Source organism: Mesorhizobium sp. W016 (genome assembly GCF_054719485.1).
In genome coordinates, this window is sequence record NZ_JBTTIF010000002.1 from 3,997,190 (window position 1) to 4,011,399 (window position 14,210).

Annotated in this window: 18 protein-coding genes; 5 read left to right on the top strand and 13 right to left on the bottom strand. The window is 62.7% G+C overall.

Annotated features, from left to right (window positions below; all coding sequences use genetic code 11):
* Positions 1 to 63 precede the first annotated feature (63 nt).
* The 7 genes from ACYG9V_RS19850 to moaA all read right to left on the bottom strand — a co-directional run bounded on the left by ACYG9V_RS19850 (position 64) and on the right by moaA (position 5,460).
* Positions 64 to 849, bottom strand: a complete 786-nt coding sequence (locus ACYG9V_RS19850) for an ABC transporter substrate-binding protein (RefSeq protein WP_023688509.1) — start codon at positions 847 to 849, stop codon at positions 64 to 66.
* A gap of 319 nt (positions 850 to 1,168) precedes the next feature.
* Positions 1,169 to 1,672: a molybdopterin-guanine dinucleotide biosynthesis protein B gene (gene mobB, locus ACYG9V_RS19855; RefSeq protein WP_023690740.1), complete on the bottom strand. Its 504-nt coding sequence runs from the start codon at positions 1,670 to 1,672 to the stop codon at positions 1,169 to 1,171.
* Entirely contained in the window at positions 1,669 to 2,301 is a 633-nt protein-coding gene (mobA, locus tag ACYG9V_RS19860; RefSeq protein WP_023820730.1) for a molybdenum cofactor guanylyltransferase MobA, read from the bottom strand. Before mobA ends, mobB begins: the two co-directional genes overlap by 4 nt.
* 7 nt (positions 2,302 to 2,308) lie before the next feature.
* Positions 2,309 to 3,229, bottom strand: coding sequence for a DMT family transporter (locus ACYG9V_RS19865; RefSeq protein WP_023669003.1), 921 nt, complete (start codon positions 3,227 to 3,229; stop codon positions 2,309 to 2,311).
* Positions 3,230 to 3,458: 229 nt separating this feature from the next.
* Positions 3,459 to 3,815 carry a hypothetical protein gene (locus ACYG9V_RS19870; RefSeq protein ID WP_023682496.1) on the bottom strand — a complete coding sequence of 119 codons (357 nt, stop codon included), beginning with the start codon at positions 3,813 to 3,815 and terminating at the stop codon, positions 3,459 to 3,461.
* 96 nt (positions 3,816 to 3,911) lie between these two features.
* Positions 3,912 to 4,412, bottom strand: coding sequence for a hypothetical protein (locus ACYG9V_RS19875; RefSeq protein WP_023714206.1), 501 nt, complete (start codon positions 4,410 to 4,412; stop codon positions 3,912 to 3,914).
* Between the two features lie 52 nt (positions 4,413 to 4,464).
* A complete protein-coding gene (moaA, locus tag ACYG9V_RS19880; RefSeq protein WP_031193366.1) occupies positions 4,465 to 5,460 on the bottom strand; it encodes a GTP 3',8-cyclase MoaA in 996 nt (331 codons plus the stop codon).
* Positions 5,461 to 5,660: 200 nt separating this feature from the next.
* On the opposite strand from moaA, the gene ACYG9V_RS19885 reads away from it, so the two are divergent.
* Complete coding sequence (locus ACYG9V_RS19885; RefSeq protein ID WP_023668999.1) at positions 5,661 to 6,014, top strand: gamma-butyrobetaine hydroxylase family protein; 354 nt, start codon at positions 5,661 to 5,663, stop codon at positions 6,012 to 6,014.
* 65 nt (positions 6,015 to 6,079) lie between these two features.
* The gene (locus ACYG9V_RS19890; RefSeq protein WP_023726591.1) at positions 6,080 to 6,691 is read left to right on the top strand and encodes a pyridoxamine 5'-phosphate oxidase family protein; all 612 of its coding nucleotides are present in this window, start codon (positions 6,080 to 6,082) and stop codon (positions 6,689 to 6,691) included.
* Between the two features lie 26 nt (positions 6,692 to 6,717).
* On the opposite strand, the gene ACYG9V_RS19895 is transcribed toward ACYG9V_RS19890, so the two are convergent.
* Positions 6,718 to 7,170 carry a MarR family winged helix-turn-helix transcriptional regulator gene (locus tag ACYG9V_RS19895; protein ID WP_023668997.1) on the bottom strand — a complete coding sequence of 151 codons (453 nt, stop codon included), beginning with the start codon at positions 7,168 to 7,170 and terminating at the stop codon, positions 6,718 to 6,720.
* 48 nt (positions 7,171 to 7,218) lie between these two features.
* On the opposite strand from ACYG9V_RS19895, the gene ACYG9V_RS19900 reads away from it, so the two are divergent.
* Positions 7,219 to 8,127 carry an alpha/beta hydrolase gene (locus tag ACYG9V_RS19900; RefSeq protein ID WP_023668996.1) on the top strand — a complete coding sequence of 303 codons (909 nt, stop codon included), beginning with the start codon at positions 7,219 to 7,221 and terminating at the stop codon, positions 8,125 to 8,127.
* A gap of 45 nt (positions 8,128 to 8,172) precedes the next feature.
* Here the strand turns inward: ACYG9V_RS19900 and ACYG9V_RS19905 are convergent, their stop codons facing one another.
* Both ACYG9V_RS19905 and ACYG9V_RS19910 read right to left on the bottom strand, forming a co-directional pair.
* Positions 8,173 to 8,571, bottom strand: a complete 399-nt coding sequence (locus ACYG9V_RS19905; protein ID WP_023730568.1) for a rhodanese-like domain-containing protein — start codon at positions 8,569 to 8,571, stop codon at positions 8,173 to 8,175.
* 62 nt (positions 8,572 to 8,633) lie between these two features.
* Entirely contained in the window at positions 8,634 to 9,242 is a 609-nt protein-coding gene (locus ACYG9V_RS19910) for a TetR/AcrR family transcriptional regulator (protein WP_023668995.1), read from the bottom strand.
* A gap of 99 nt (positions 9,243 to 9,341) precedes the next feature.
* Here ACYG9V_RS19910 and ACYG9V_RS19915 point away from each other — a divergent pair, with 99 nt between their 5' ends.
* On the top strand, positions 9,342 to 10,088 hold the full coding sequence (locus ACYG9V_RS19915) for a 3-oxoacyl-ACP reductase family protein (RefSeq protein WP_352763439.1): 747 nt from the start codon (positions 9,342 to 9,344) through the stop codon (positions 10,086 to 10,088).
* Positions 10,089 to 10,300: 212 nt separating this feature from the next.
* A complete protein-coding gene (locus ACYG9V_RS19920) occupies positions 10,301 to 12,181 on the top strand; it encodes a L,D-transpeptidase family protein (protein WP_023668993.1) in 1,881 nt (626 codons plus the stop codon).
* Positions 12,182 to 12,278: 97 nt separating this feature from the next.
* On the opposite strand, the gene ACYG9V_RS19925 is transcribed toward ACYG9V_RS19920, so the two are convergent.
* From ACYG9V_RS19925 to ACYG9V_RS19935, 3 genes are all read right to left on the bottom strand, one after another.
* Positions 12,279 to 12,749, bottom strand: a complete 471-nt coding sequence (locus ACYG9V_RS19925) for a hypothetical protein (protein WP_023668992.1) — start codon at positions 12,747 to 12,749, stop codon at positions 12,279 to 12,281.
* Between the two features lie 91 nt (positions 12,750 to 12,840).
* Positions 12,841 to 13,581: a lysozyme inhibitor LprI family protein gene (locus ACYG9V_RS19930; RefSeq protein ID WP_023710496.1), complete on the bottom strand. Its 741-nt coding sequence runs from the start codon at positions 13,579 to 13,581 to the stop codon at positions 12,841 to 12,843.
* Between the two features lie 83 nt (positions 13,582 to 13,664).
* On the bottom strand, positions 13,665 to 13,922 hold the full coding sequence (locus ACYG9V_RS19935) for a PepSY domain-containing protein (protein ID WP_023668990.1): 258 nt from the start codon (positions 13,920 to 13,922) through the stop codon (positions 13,665 to 13,667).
* Between the last annotated feature and the right edge of the window lie 288 nt (positions 13,923 to 14,210).

The window sequence follows — 14,210 nt, forward strand, 5'->3', positions numbered from 1 at the left end:
GTCTCCACTTCTGTCAGGCCAAGGCGGCAGGAGAAAGTTCCTCTGCCGCCTTGTTTCAGACGATCAGGACTCGGCGCCGAAGACGTCGAACTTGAAGTACTTGTCGTTGATTTCCTTGTACTTTCCGTTAGCGCGAATAGCGTCGATGGCGCTGTTCAACTTGTTGACCAGATCCGTCTCGCCCTTGCGCACGGCGATGCCGGCGCCCGGTCCAAAGATATCGACCGGCTGCGGCGAAGGCTGGCCGAGAATCTTGCAGCAGGCGCCATCAGGCGAATCCAGGAACTGTTGCAACACGACGATATCGTCCTCGATCGCGTCGAGACGGCCATTGGCGAGATCGGCCTGCTCTTCGGGGCTGCTCGGATAGCCCTTGACCGTGCTGTCCGTATAGGTTTTCGAGGCATAATTGAAATGCGTCGTGGTGGTTGCGACGCCGATGGTCTTGCCGGCCAGGTCTTCCTTGGTCACGCCCTTGAGGGTCGAATCCTTGGGTACCGCGATCGCCGACGGCGTGTTGTAGTATTTGTGGGTGAAGTCGACCTTCTCGGCGCGCTCCGGCGTGATCGACATCGAGGCGACGATGGCGTCGAACTTGCCGGCCTGCAGGGCCGGAATGATGCCGTCCCAATCCTGGGCGACGAAGGTGCACTTGACCTTCATCTCGTCGCAGAGCGCCTTGGCGATGTCGATGTCGAAGCCCACGAGCTGGCCGTCGGAGGTCAGGTTGTTGAATGGGGGGTAGGCGCCTTCGGTGCCGATTCTCAGGGTCGTTTCCTGAGCCTGGGCGACGCCGAGCGTCAGCAGCGCAGCCGATGCGGCGAGCGCGATACGCAGTGCAATACGCATGATAGTCCTCTCTTTATGGCTCCCGGCCGTCGTTCCGGAACGGCTCTGTGGGGCGGTGCTTTTGACCGCCCGCTGGCGCGATACTCCCACTGTTTTCGGGAGAAAAGCAACTGTAAAACCGTTGCTTGCGGGATTTGCGGGTCCAGCCAATGCCGACGCCGGGTTAATGCATGTCGCCGAAAAGTGCGCAGCGGTTTTGGGACGACGACATGCATAAATAAAACAACCTGAAGCGCGTCGCATGAGGCCGTTCAGGCGCGACGCGCTTAGACAATGCAACGGCTGAAGAGGGCGGCTGACCCGGGCGAGGGCAGGGGCCTCAAGGTTTGAGGCCGGTCATGCGCTCGATGAAGTCGGCTATCCCTCCCGTGTCGTCGAGATCGAACACAGGCAGGCTTTCGCCGGTAACCGCGAAGTCGGCGGCAATCGCCACGATATGTCCGTCGTTCGCCGACAGCGGCGAGCGGTCCTTGGCCTCCCGCCGCCGGGTCTCGATCTTTTTGTGCGCCTCGCGCTTGTAGCCTTCGACCAGCACGATGTCGCACGGGGCCAACCGCGACAGGACCGTCTCCAGCGTCGGCTCGTCCTCACCGCGCAATTCATGCATCAGCGCCCAGCGTTTGCCCGACACCACCGCGACCTCGGTGGCGCCCGCCTGGCGGTGGCGAAAGCTGTCGGCGCCAGGCTTGTCGATGTCGAACTCATGATGGGCGTGTTTGACCGTCGACACCGTCCAGCCGCGCCGGACGAGCTCTGTGACCAGCTTCTCGGTCAGTGTGGTCTTGCCGGAATTCTTCCAGCCGGTGATGCCGAAGATGTTCATGGGCCGATGCTCTGCAACAGACGCTCGGCCACCGCAAGGTCGTGCGGTGTGTTGATGTTGAAGAACGGGTCGATCTCGTCACTGCCGTGGGTCAGCAACGGAAATTCCACTTCGACACAGTCGTGCCGCTCGATGAAGGCGGAGACGCGCCTGTTGTCCTCGTCGATCAGGAAATGGCGCAAGGCCTCACGCAGCCCGAGCGGCCACAGCGCAAAGGTCGGATGCCGCCTGCCGCCGGAACTGGCAACAGCGATGGAGCCTGGTCGCTCGTCAACAGCCGCAGCCAGCCTCTCGACCAGGTCCACCGGCAGGAACGGCGTGTCGCCGGCGGCCGTCGCCAATGCCGTGCAAGCGGTGTTCGCTGCCGCCCATTCGAGGCCGGTGAGGATTCCGGCAAGCGGTCCGGCATAGCCTTCGACCGCATCGGCGAGAACCGGAAGACCGGCCGCCTCGAAGCGCGCCGGGTCACCATTGGCGCTGAGCGCCAGCGATCCGACCTGCGGCGCCAGGCGGGCAACGACATGGTCGAGAAGCGGACGCCCGCCAAGCGCCAGCAAAGTCTTGTCGCCGCCGCCCATGCGCCGTGACAGGCCTCCGGCCAGGATAATTCCTGCAATGTCTTGGCTCATGGCCAACCTATATGCCGTCCGGCGCCATGTCGGGTCCAGCGCTTTCGGCTGCGGGTTTTTGCCGGCCGGCGACCCGCTCGCGATAGAGCGCGTAGAGGCCGGAGCCGATGATGATGGCGGAGCCGAAGATCATCGGCAGGTCGGGGACATCGCCGAAGATGATGAGGCCAAGCAGCATCGACCAAAAGAGGGCGGTGTAGCGGAATGGAGCAATGAAGGAGATGTCGCCGGCCCGCATTGCCATGATGATGAACTGGTAGCCGATCAGCACCAGCACCGCCGCCAATGCCAGAAGTGCCGTGCCTTTGCCGGACATCGGCGTCCAGCCGCCCATCGGCGACAGCAGCACGGCGCCAACGATGGTCATGGCGATTGCCGTCGCCGTCGACACCAGCAAGGTCGGGATGGCCCTCGGGATGCGCTTGGTGGCGAGGTCACGTACTGCGCAACAGGCGACGCTGACGAGTGCGCACAACGAATAGACGCTGAAGCCTTCGAAGCCTGGCCGCACGATGATCAGCACGCCGCCAAAGCCGACCGCGATCGCCAGCCAGCGCCGCCAGCCGACACCTTCGCTGAATACGAGTGCCGCCCCCATCGTCACCGCCAGCGGCAGCGCCTGCAGCACCGCGGAGACATTGGCGATCGGCAGATGCGCCAATGCGACAAGGAAGGCGACGGTGGCGCCGGCCTCGGCGACCACGCGAAGCGCCACCAGCGGCTGCAGCATCGAGCCCGGCCGTGCGAGCGCACCTTGCTGCCAGGCGAGCAGGCCGACGAGTAGCGACGCAAAGGCGCCGCGCACCAGCATGACCTGCGCCATGTTCATCGATTCCGACGAGAACTTGGTGATGGCGTCGTTGAGGGTGAAGCCGATCATGGCCACCATCATGCACAGCGCGCCGCGAATGTTTGGGGAAAGAGGCAAGGGCGTTACCGGTTTTGCAAGAGCAATTCCAGGAAAAGTGTGAAACGGTTTTCCGTCCGGAATTGCGTGAAAACAAAGAATAAAGCGGTTCGACGTTTCGGCGAAACGGTGAACCGCTCAAGCCTGTAGCAGCCGGCGGCAAGACAGCAACGTCAAAGAAATAGGCCACGGATTTTCACCAGTGGCCCATAGAAATTCCCTGAGAGGGCTGGCCGGATGACCGGCAGGCTCATTTCGGGGTCAGCACCTCGGTGCCGCTGCCGTTCTTGCCGGCGATGGTCCACAGGCCGTGCAGCGAGCCGTCATCTTCTACCTTATAGACGACGAGACCGATTTCCTTGCCCATGACATAGCCGGCGGAGAAGGCATCGTCGTTGCGCATGCAGATGCCGTCCGACGATGATCCGCCCGTCTCCCAATGGATGGTACAGGTGGTCTCGCTGGTCAGCGTGATGGTGGCTTCGCCTCCATATTTCGAGCCGTCGAAATTGGTGCCCGCGACGGTGTAGCTGCCACCGATGGACTGTGCTGCTGCCGGCGCGGCGGCAAACCCAAGCAGTGCAAGAGAAAGTAAGAATGTGCGCATGTCGTATTCCCCCAAACCCAGCGACGAGCCGCTATAGGCCGAAATTTAGGGCGGAACGCGATGGCGGTAAATCGGGTTTGCAGCGTCGAGAGCGATTTATTCCCAGTGTTGCTCAGCCCCATGCAGGCTGTCGCCGATAGCGCCGACCAGTGGGTCGTACTTGGCCTTGAGCGAGGCGGGATATTCGATCCAGACTGTATGGATTGCATCCTCTTTTTCGAAGACGATTCGGGTATAGAAGATCTTGTCGCCTTTGGTGCTTGAGACCACTGCCCAGTTCTTACCGGTTTTGCTGTAAGTGACCTTTTCCCCAGAGTCAGGGTCGGCTTTTTCCTTTTCAACCAGACTGTCTGGCGTATCTTCCGTCAGCTTGTATCCGCCGTAACAGGACAAGCTCGCACCATCGGGGCTAAGCCATTTTCGACCGTCGCCATTGAGGGACTCAGGCATCGGCTTGCTGAAAATCTGGCTCGGGAACGTGCACACCGTGCCATAGCGCGCATTGATGTAGGTGAACGGCTTTGCGAGCGCCACTGTGGTCGCCAATGATAGGGCCACGACCAGCGCTGACAGCCCGGTTTGGCAAACACGCTGCATGGAAATCCCCCTCGCTTCCAACGGAAGCATTCTGCACCAATCGCGGAGAAAATCAGCCGCCGGTGACGCTCATATGTCTCGACACCGACGGGCGGCTGGTGCGGCGGTCGATGATGAAATCATGGCCTTTCGGCTTGCGGCCGATCGCTTCGTCGATGGCAGCAGCGACCAGTTCGTTGCCTTCGGACGCACGCAGCGGGGCGCGCAGGTCGGCGGCATCCTCCTGGCCCAGGCACATATAGAGCGTGCCGGTGCAGGTCAGCCGCACGCGGTTGCAGCTTTCGCAGAAATTATGCGTCATCGGCGTGATGAAGCCCAGCCTGCCGCCGGTCTCTGCGACATGGACGTAGCGGGCCGGACCGCCGGTCTTGTAGGGGATGTCGCTCAGCGTGAACTGGCGCTCGAGCGAAGCGCGCAGCAGCGATAGCGGCAGATACTGGTCGGTCCGGTCGGCGTCGATCTCGCCCATCGGCATGGTTTCGATGACGGTCAAGTCCATGCCGCGGCCATGCGCCCAGCGCATCATCTCCGGCAGCTCGACGTCGTTGAAGTCCTTCAGCGCAACGGCGTTGAGCTTCACCTTCAGCCCCGCCGCCTGCGCGGCATCGATGCCTTGCATGACCTTGCCGAGATGGCCCCAGCGGGTGATGGCGTGGAACTTGTCGGCATCGAGCGTATCCAGCGAGACATTGATGCGCTCGACACCGCAATCGGCAAGCTCGGCGGCAAAGCGCGACAGCTGCGAGCCATTGGTGGTCAGCGTCAACTCTTCCAGCGCGCCGCTCTTCAGGTGCCGCGACAGCTGGCGCACCAGATGCATGATGTTCTTGCGCACCAGCGGCTCGCCGCCGGTGAGGCGCAGTTTGCGCACGCCCTTTTCGATGAAGACGGTGCAGAGCCGGTCGAGTTCCTCGAGCGACAGCAGGTCCTTCTTGGGCAGGAACGCCATGTCCTCGGCCATGCAATAGGTGCAGCGGAAATCGCAGCGGTCGGTGACCGACACGCGCAAGTAGCTGATCGTGCGACCGAAGGGATCGATCATGTCCATACGTTCAAGCGTTTCCAATGCTACGAGTGGTGCCGTTATATACGGCTATGTGATACGATCCAACCCGCCATTCAAGATAGCCGCTCTCGATCTTTGGTGACATTCCCTGGCCGACATCCGATGTCGGCCGGGTCCAAATGGCCTTTTCCGCTCGCGCGAAGCAGCGTAGGGAAGGGCGGATTGATGCGGGATGCAGAACAATGACGGCGCCGAAGGAACTCAGGGTCTCGAAGGACAGAAAACTGCTGTCCGTCACCTTTCCCGATCATCGGCCGTTCGAACTGCCGGCCGAATTGCTGCGCGTCGCTTCGCCCTCGGCCGAGGTGCAGGGCCATTCGCCGGACCAGCGGGTGACGGTTCCCGGCAAGCGTAACGTTGCTATCCTGAAGATCGAGCCGGTCGGCAACTACGCCGTGCGCATCACCTTCGACGATTTTCACGACACCGGCATCTTCACCTGGAATTACCTGCACACGCTTGGCCACGAAAAGGACGCGCGCTGGAATGCCTATCTCGCCGAGCTCCAGGAGAAGGGACTGAGCCGCGACCGCTAGTTCGGCACTGTCGGCAAAACGTCATTGACTGGGGGTAACGCTGGCAACAGTTCGGAGACGGGAAAATGTCTGACATCACCACGGTCGAACAGCTCGAAGCCCTCTACGGCCTGCCCGGCGAAGCGTCGACGATCAAGGAACTCGACCACGTCATTCCCGAATATGCCGCCTTCATCGAAGCCTCGCCTTTCGTCGCTCTGGCGACGAGCGGGCCGGAAGGGCTGGACTGTTCGCCGCGCGGCGATCTCGCCGGCTTTGTGCGCATGCATGACCCGAGAACGCTGATGATGCCGGACCGACGCGGCAACAACCGCGCCGATTCGCTTAAGAACATCATCCGCGATCCTCGCGTCGGGCTGCTGTTTCTTGTGCCGGGTTCGGGCACGACGCTGCGCGTCAACGGCCGCGCCCGCATCGCCACCGACGCCGCGCTTTGCGCCTCCTTCGCCGTCGAAGGCAAGCCGGCGCGCTCGGTCACCGTGGTCGATGTCGATTCGGTCTATTTCCAGTGCGCCCGCGCCATCGTTCGCTCGGAGCTGTGGAACCCGGCAAAGCACGTCGACCCGAAATCGCTGCCGACACCCGGAACAATCCTGGAAGTCACCAGCCGCAAGAACATCGATGCCGGTACTTACGACAAGGAATGGCCGGAGCGGGCGAAGAAGACGATGTGGTGAGGTGGGAGGCGCGTGGATCGAACGGCTCAGGTATCCTTCAGCACGTCATAGATCTTGCGCATCTGTTCGCCGATCATGTCGCACTGTTCCGCTGTCGACTGGCTCATCGCCTTTTCGATCAGCGCCATATGCACCTTCAGCGCCTTCATCAAAAGCTCCGTGCCGGCCTCGGTAAGCGTCAGCCGCAGGACGCGCTTGTCCTTCTCGTCGCCTTCGCGGCGCAGCAGGCCGCGCGCCTCGAGCTGCGGCAACAGCATGGTGATGTTGGAGCGGCCGACCAGCAGTTTGCGGGCGAGATCGTGCTGCGACATGCCGGGATGGCGATAGAGGTTCATCAGCACGTCGAGCTGCGCCGGCTTGAGATCCAGCGGCGCCAGCTTTACCGCCAGCGCACGCTCCAGCACATGGCAGGCGCGCGCCACCGCGACCCAGTTGCGAAAGCGCGGGTTGTCCCAGGGCAGCTCTTGTTTAATGTTCATGTTTGAACTATTATGTTCATGCTTGAACGGAATGGATGGATCGCCACTATGGCATCATTTGGACTGAAGGTCATCCGGGGCGTGTTCCGCGCCGCCGAGCATGTGGCGCCCCGCCTGAGCGGGCGCGCCGCCTTCGAACTGTTCTGCCGCACGCCGAGCGTGAAGGCGCTCAGTGACGGCGAGCGGCGTGCGGTCGACCGCGCCGCCGGCTTCATGGCCGAGGCGCGCCATCATCGGCTTACGACCAAGGCCGGCTGCGTCATGGTGCACGAATTCCGGCCCGAGCCGGGCAGGGCGTCCGCCGGCACGGTGCTGGTCGTCCATGGCTGGCGTTCGCGCACGGAATATATGCGCGCTCTGATCGAAGGTTTTCGCGATGCGGGCTACCGGGTCGCCTCGCTCGACCTGCCGGGCCATGGCCAGTCGCTGGGCCGGCATCTCAACATGGTCAATGCGGTCGAGGCGGTCAGGGTCGCCGGCGAATGGTTCGGTCCGTTCAAGGCGATCGTCGGCCATTCCTTCGGTGGCGCCGTCGCCGCCAATGCCATTGCCGGTTCGATCAAGGGTATCCAGCCCGTCGCGGCCGAGCGGCTGGTGCTGGTCGCCGCGCCAAGTTCCCTGCCGGCGATCTTCGCCGACTTCAGCCGCATGCTCAATGTCGGTCCGCGTTCGCAGGTTTCCATGGCCGATCAGGTGAAAAGGCTGTCGGGCCGGCCGCTGCATGAATTCACCGGCGACCGCCAGTTGGCTGAGGCGCCGGTGCCGACGCTGGTCATCCACGCGCCGGACGACCGCGAAGTCCCCGCCGATCATGCCACACGTTATGCCGGCGCCGGCAGCCATGTGCGGCTGCACTGGGCCGATGGGCTCGGCCACCGTCGCATTCTCGCCGACAAAGGTGTTGTCGAACGCGCTGTGACTTTTGTCAAAAACGAGCGCGAGCCGATACTGCATTGATTCCAATGGGTGTATTGTCGACTCCGACAACGCCGGAGCGGTGAGCTAACCGTTCTTCTTGCCGCCCGGCTCGACGGGCAATCCGGCCGCCTTCCAGGCGGTATAGCCGCCAAGGATGTGCTTGACCGGCGACAGCCCCATATCCTGCGCCGTCTTGGCGGCCAGCGCCGAGCGCCAGCCGCCGGCGCAAAAGAAGACGAAGCTTTTGCCCGAGGCAAAGAACGGCTTGTGGTAAGGGCTTTCGGGATCGATCCAGAATTCCAGCATGCCGCGAGTGACATGTTTGGCGCCGGGGATCTGGCCGTCCCGCTCGATCTCGCGTGGATCGCGCAGGTCGACGAAGATGGTGTCCTCGTCGTCGAGCAGCCCGGCCGCTTCCTCGGGCGAGACCACCTCGATCTCGGCATTGGCCTCGTCGAGCAACTCGCGATACCCTTTTTTCACGGATGATCCCTCCCGGCGCATTTCGCCGCCGACTGGATTTCCAGCACAAGCTCCGCGCTTTGTCACGCTGTTCCGACCAGCCCCTGCCACGCCGCCATCGCTCCGGCCACTGTGGCCATGAGCGCGTCGCACGAGGCGCCGTCGCGGGCCTGAATCGACATGCCGTGCTGGACCGTCGCATAGAAGGTCGCCGCCGCGTTGCTGTCGAAGCCCGCCGGCAATTCGCCTTCCGCCACACCGCGTTCCAGCCGTCTCAGCAAGAGGGTGTGGTTTTCGGCGCGGCGGCGGCGCAAATCATCGCAGATCGCGCCGCTGCTTGAATCCTGGTGCAGTGCGCCCAGTGCGATGAGACAGCCCTGCGGGCGGTCGTCCTGAGAGTACGCTTTTGCCGTCTGACGCAGGAAATTCTCGATCGCCTGGCATGCCGTCGGCGCTTCGTCCAGCGCGCTCCAGATCTCGGTGCCTTCGTTGCGGGTGTAATACTCGGTCGCTTCCAGAAACAGCGCCTCCTTGCTGCCGAAGGCGGCATAGAGGCTGGGCGAGCTGATCCCCATCGCCGCGGTCAGGTCTGCGATCGAGGTGCCCTCATAGCCTTTGGCCCAGAACAGCTCCATCGCCTGCCGCAAGGCGGCGGTTCGATCGAAGGTGCGGGGGCGGCCTCTTTCCGGCATGACGATCTTTCTGTGTTGATCGATACATAATTCACTTGACATCGCCAGGCAAGGTTGCCAGATATTTATGTATCGATCGTTACATAACGGGGAAATGACATGTCAGCGAACGGATTGAACGGCAAGGCAGCACTGGTCACCGGCGGCAGCCGCGGCATAGGTGCTGCGATAGCAAAACGGCTTGCGGCCGATGGCGCCGACTTCGCCATCACCTACGTCAACAGCTCGGCGCCGGCCCAAGCTGTCGTCGCCGAGATTATAGCGGCAGGTGGTCGCGCGATCGCCATCCAAGCCGACAATCGCGACGCTGCCGCCATCGAAGGCTCGGTCACCGAGGCGGTGAATGCCTTCGGCCGGCTCGACATCCTGGTCAACAGCGCCGGCATCTGGCGCGCGGCGCCCATCGAACAGATGTCGCTGGCCGACTTTGACGAGACCATTGAGGTCAATCTGAGAGCGCCGTTCGTAGCCTCGAAGGCGGCAGCGGCTCACATGGGCGAGGGCGGCCGCATCATTTCGATCGGCAGCAATCTGGCCGAGCGCGTCACCGACACCAGCCTCAGCGCCTATTCGACCAGCAAGGCTGCGCTGGTCGGCCTGACCAAGGCGCTGGCGCGAGACCTCGGTCCGCGCGGCATCACCGCCAACGTCGTTCATCCCGGTTCGACCGACACCGACATGAACCCGGCCGAAGGCCCGCATGCCGAACACCAGCGGCGGAAGATGGCGACGCCCCGCTTCGGCAAGGCTGACGAGATCGCCGGCATGGTTGCCTGGCTCGCCGGTCCGGAAGGGCGCTTCGTCACCGGCGCCGCGCTCACCATCGACGGTGGCGCCAACGCCTGAAGCAGCGGCCGCTTTGACCGGTCTGGAGCGGCAACGCCGCTCCAGACGTCACGATGTTGTGAAACCGTTCTGCAACAGGCCTGCGGAAATTTATGGAAGCTTAACGAAATCGGTATGAATCGGTATAGTAGCGCCTTACATCCGCCATGCGGTTGGCAAGATCGTCTAGCGGCGCGGAACGGGAGCCGGCTTGCAGCCGGAGCGGGTGATTAATGAAATTCCTCGGAAATAAAGCCACCGTGATGCCGCTTGCAGTGGCGGCAGCACTGGCCTTCGGTGTGCCGCAGGCAAGCGCGCAAGGCCTGTTCGACATGCTGTTCGGCGGTGGCGTCAAGCACAGGCCGCAAGGCGAATTCCCGCCGCCGCCGAAGCGCAAGCCGAAGCCCGCCGTATCGGGCGGTGGCGGCACCAGGATCAGCAGCCCGTCCTACTACACCTACAAGGCCGACCGGCTGGTGCGCGTCGACTTTGCCGCATTGGTGGCAGCACCTCCCCAGGTGGCAACAGCTGAAGACGCCGCCTTTGTTCCGTCGGCGACCAGCACCGCCTTCCGCGAAGCCGTTGCAGGCCTCAGCGACTATGAACTCTATGCCGAGCCCGATATCGCCAAGGCACTGATTGCCTATTACTCTGCCAATCCTGATTTCATCTGGGTGAACGAGGGCAATCCCAATGCCCGCGCCCAGGATGCGGTGCGGGTGCTTGGCGAAGCCGCAAGCTATGGTCTCACGTCGGCCGACTACACGGTCGAGGTGCCGGCAGCCAACGCATCGGCAGTCGATGCCGACGCCCATCTGAAGGAACTCGTCCGCTTCGAGATGGCGCTGTCGGCGCGCGTGCTGCGCTATGCCCGTGACGCCCAGAGCGGGCGCGTCGATCCCAATCGCATCACCGGCTACTATGAATTTCCGCCGAAGCCGGTCGACATGGAAGGCGCGCTCAAGACGCTGGCCCACACCCAGGAAGTGCGCACCTACCTCGAATCGCGGCACCCGCAGAACGCGGAATATCAGGCGCTGCGCGTCGAACTTGAATCGCTGCAGGCGAGCGCCGAAAACGAAATCGTCGTCGATCCCAAGCTGTTGCTGAAGCCCGGCGAGACCAGCGCCGAACTGCCGAAGCTGCTGACGCTGATCGCGCGCAATCTCGACGACGAGATGGGCGGCGCCTATGGCGAGATCCTGTCTCGTCTCGGCACCAGCGATGTCTATGTTCCCGAACTGGTTCCGATCATCAAGGCCGTGCAGGTGAAGGCCGGCATGAAGGGCGATGGGGTCATCGGCCCGCGCACCGTCGCCTCGCTCGCCGGCACGTCCAAGGCCGACAGGCTGCAGAAGGTGCAGGTCGCGCTGGAAGAATTGCGCTGGATGCCGTCCGATCTCGGCAGCCCGCGGGTGTTCATCAACCAGCCCGCCTTCACCGCCAGCTATATCGACAATGGCGAGGAGAAGCTGAAGACCCGCGTCGTCATCGGCCGGACCACCAACCAGACCGCCTTCTTCTTCAAGGAGATCAAGCAGGTCGATTTCCATCCCTATTGGGGCGTGCCGCAGTCGATCATCGTCAACGAGATGCTGCCAAGGCTGCGTGGCGATCCGGGCTATCTCGACCGTGCCGGCTACGAGGTGACCGACTCGCGCGGCAGGCGGGTTCCCTCTTCCTCGGTCAATTGGGGCGCCTACGGCGCCAACATTCCCTACAGCGTGCGCCAGCAGCCGAGCGAAGCCAATGCGCTGGGCGAACTGAAGATCCTGTTCCCCAACAAGCACGCCATCTACATGCACGACACGCCGCAAAAATCCTTCTTCCAGCGCGATATGCGGGCGCTCAGCCATGGCTGTATTCGCCTTCAGGATCCACGTGGGATGGCGGCGGCGGTGCTCGGCGTCTCGGTCGACGACATCGCCGAAAAGCTCAAGCACGGCCATGCCAGCGAAGACGTGACACGCACGATTCCCGTCTATGTCTCCTACTTCACTGCCTGGCCGGACCTGTCCGGCAAAGTCGAATATTTCAACGATGTCTACGACCGCGACACGCGGCTGATGCAGGCGCTGGAAGCGACTGAAGCGGTGCGCTCGCCGACGAGCTGAAACCAGCGGAGTTCCTCGTTCAACGAACGAGGAACTCACTTTGTCTCTCTGGTTTTATTAGATTTTTGGCCGATGGACGGTCGCCCGTTTCCTGCGATCAGCGCTGGATGAGCGGACGCCGGAAGCCGGCGTCGCGGCCCGCGATCAGCCAATAGACCAGACCGGCTACGAGGCCGGCGGCGGCGATGATGCCGATATCGGCCCAGCGTCCGGCATCCTCTTCCGCGGCCGGCCAGACCAGGAAAAAGCCGGCTGCAGCGGCAGCGGCGCCAAACAGCATGTGCACCAGGAAATTGCGCAGGGCAAAGAATTCGGCGAGCAGCGCGAAGATCAGCGTCTGCAGGCCGGTCAGCACGATCGTCAAGAAATAGACGACCATGCCGAGCGGCGGCCACAGCAGCACGACAATGGGCGAAAATTGCATGGCGCCGAAATAGTCCGGCGCGTTGGGCAATACGGCGAGTGCGCAATATATCGCCACGACCGCGAACAATCCGATCAGCACCGAAACGAAATAGCCGGCAAGCATCATCAGGATGCGCTTCAAAACATGCTTAACCATGGCCATGCACCCCCGTGCCCTGCAACTGTTACGCGCACTCAGCCATCAAAGGCGGATCGGCGCAAGAGTGCATCCAGCAGTGCTTTGCGGCAAATCTTCAGGCGCCGCCGCATAGATGTTGCGAATCCGGCAAAATCCATGTGCCTTTTATCGTGAGGTCGACGCCGTAATAGACCCGCCCGCGCTCGTCGCCCTGCGGACAATCCCTCGGGATCGATATCAGGCACATGACGACAGGATCGCCGGCTTTCGAACTGGCAAGGCCAGGCTCCCGCTCGTAGGAAACCCCGGCGCCGCCATTGCTGAACCGCGTCACACTGCCGGCTTCAGGACTGGCCGTTTCCAGCGGGTCGTCGCCAAGCCGCGTAGTCAGCGCCGTGATGTGGGTGAAGGCGCATTGCCCGATCGACGAGGGCAGGGGCTGGTCGGGGCTGCCTGGATGGCGGGCTGCGGTGTCGAGCGCCTTCTTGCCGATCAGGGCGATGTTGTAATCCTGCACCCAGGACGGCGCATTGCCGTAGGTCTGCAGCGCATTGTTCTGGGCGCTGACGATGCAGGCGGCATCCTGCCCGCAGGCGTTCCTGTCAGTGATGAGCGCACGGGCGATCTTGCGCTTGTCGCGGCCAAAGGCTGGCTCGAAACCCGTAAAGGCCTTGGCGACCAAGGCATCAATTGCCGACAGTTGCGGGTCGGCACAGATCGCCTTTTCCACCGGCAGGCTGGCTTTGCGGCAGTCGAAGGATGGCCCGTCGGCACGCGCTGGACCAAGGCAGACCGCCGCGCCAGCCAGTGCAACGACAAGCGCAAGCGAGTTGGCAATTCGATTGGAAGAAAGCATGGTCGCCCCGTTGTCCGACAACTGCCACCATCGTAGGCAAAAAACGCGGCGGACGGAATTGCCGAAGCGGTGCGGTATCAGCGCTATTTCGGTTCGGCTGTTACGGGATCGAAGGTGATTTCGACTTTCGCCTTGTCGGCGGTGTAATAGGTGACGGTGTACCCGTCCTTGTCCCAGTCGACCTCCTTCACATAGCGAAAGCCGTCGCGCTGCTCGACCTTGGCGATGATTGCCGACAGTTTCTGGGCATTCGTCGGCGGCAGTGGGCTGTCATCCGCGGCAAAGGCCGTTGAGCCGGCCAGAAGAACGACGACACCGGTCGCCAGAACAAGATTTCGCATGATTACCCTCATTTGGTATTGAACCGCACCGGAAACTCGCAGGCAGCACAGTTTGTTCCGAGATGTGACGTCGCGCAGGTTCCGTGAAGCCCTGGATCGCGGCGCTCAGAGCGACGGCACGCCCATATTTGCGCCAACCGCCGGCCAACCATGAGTGCTGCCACGGCCCGCGCTGGACAACCCGATGGTGGTAGAGCTTTGCCAAAGACCCTGCTAGACTTCTGGTCCTGGCGGGGTGGCATGGCGCGCCAACCCCGCCGGAATCTTCATCTCTCAGCGCGCGGCGAA

Excerpts from the sequence above, each read along its gene's own strand:
- ACYG9V_RS19875 (WP_023714206.1), bottom strand. The coding sequence starts at position 4,412 with ATGCAGCGTGTTTGCCAAACCGGGCTGTCAGCGCTGGTCGTGGCCCTA.
- ACYG9V_RS19910 (WP_023668995.1), bottom strand. The coding sequence starts at position 9,242 with ATGCCGGAAAGAGGCCGCCCCCGCACCTTCGATCGAACCGCCGCCTTG.
- ACYG9V_RS19925 (WP_023668992.1), bottom strand. The coding sequence starts at position 12,749 with ATGGCCATGGTTAAGCATGTTTTGAAGCGCATCCTGATGATGCTTGCC.
- ACYG9V_RS19885 (WP_023668999.1), top strand. The coding sequence starts at position 5,661 with ATGACGGCGCCGAAGGAACTCAGGGTCTCGAAGGACAGAAAACTGCTG.
- ACYG9V_RS19935 (WP_023668990.1), bottom strand. The coding sequence starts at position 13,922 with ATGCGAAATCTTGTTCTGGCGACCGGTGTCGTCGTTCTTCTGGCCGGC.
- moaA (WP_031193366.1), bottom strand. The coding sequence starts at position 5,460 with ATGGACATGATCGATCCCTTCGGTCGCACGATCAGCTACTTGCGCGTG.
- ACYG9V_RS19915 (WP_352763439.1), top strand. The coding sequence starts at position 9,342 with ATGTCAGCGAACGGATTGAACGGCAAGGCAGCACTGGTCACCGGCGGC.
- ACYG9V_RS19900 (WP_023668996.1), top strand. The coding sequence starts at position 7,219 with ATGGCATCATTTGGACTGAAGGTCATCCGGGGCGTGTTCCGCGCCGCC.
- ACYG9V_RS19870 (WP_023682496.1), bottom strand. The coding sequence starts at position 3,815 with ATGCGCACATTCTTACTTTCTCTTGCACTGCTTGGGTTTGCCGCCGCG.
- ACYG9V_RS19930 (WP_023710496.1), bottom strand. The coding sequence starts at position 13,581 with ATGCTTTCTTCCAATCGAATTGCCAACTCGCTTGCGCTTGTCGTTGCA.
- mobA (WP_023820730.1), bottom strand. The coding sequence starts at position 2,301 with ATGAGCCAAGACATTGCAGGAATTATCCTGGCCGGAGGCCTGTCACGG.
- ACYG9V_RS19920 (WP_023668993.1), top strand. The coding sequence starts at position 10,301 with ATGAAATTCCTCGGAAATAAAGCCACCGTGATGCCGCTTGCAGTGGCG.
- mobB (WP_023690740.1), bottom strand. The coding sequence starts at position 1,672 with ATGAACATCTTCGGCATCACCGGCTGGAAGAATTCCGGCAAGACCACA.
- ACYG9V_RS19895 (WP_023668997.1), bottom strand. The coding sequence starts at position 7,170 with ATGAACATTAAACAAGAGCTGCCCTGGGACAACCCGCGCTTTCGCAAC.
- ACYG9V_RS19890 (WP_023726591.1), top strand. The coding sequence starts at position 6,080 with ATGTCTGACATCACCACGGTCGAACAGCTCGAAGCCCTCTACGGCCTG.
- ACYG9V_RS19850 (WP_023688509.1), bottom strand. The coding sequence starts at position 849 with ATGCGTATTGCACTGCGTATCGCGCTCGCCGCATCGGCTGCGCTGCTG.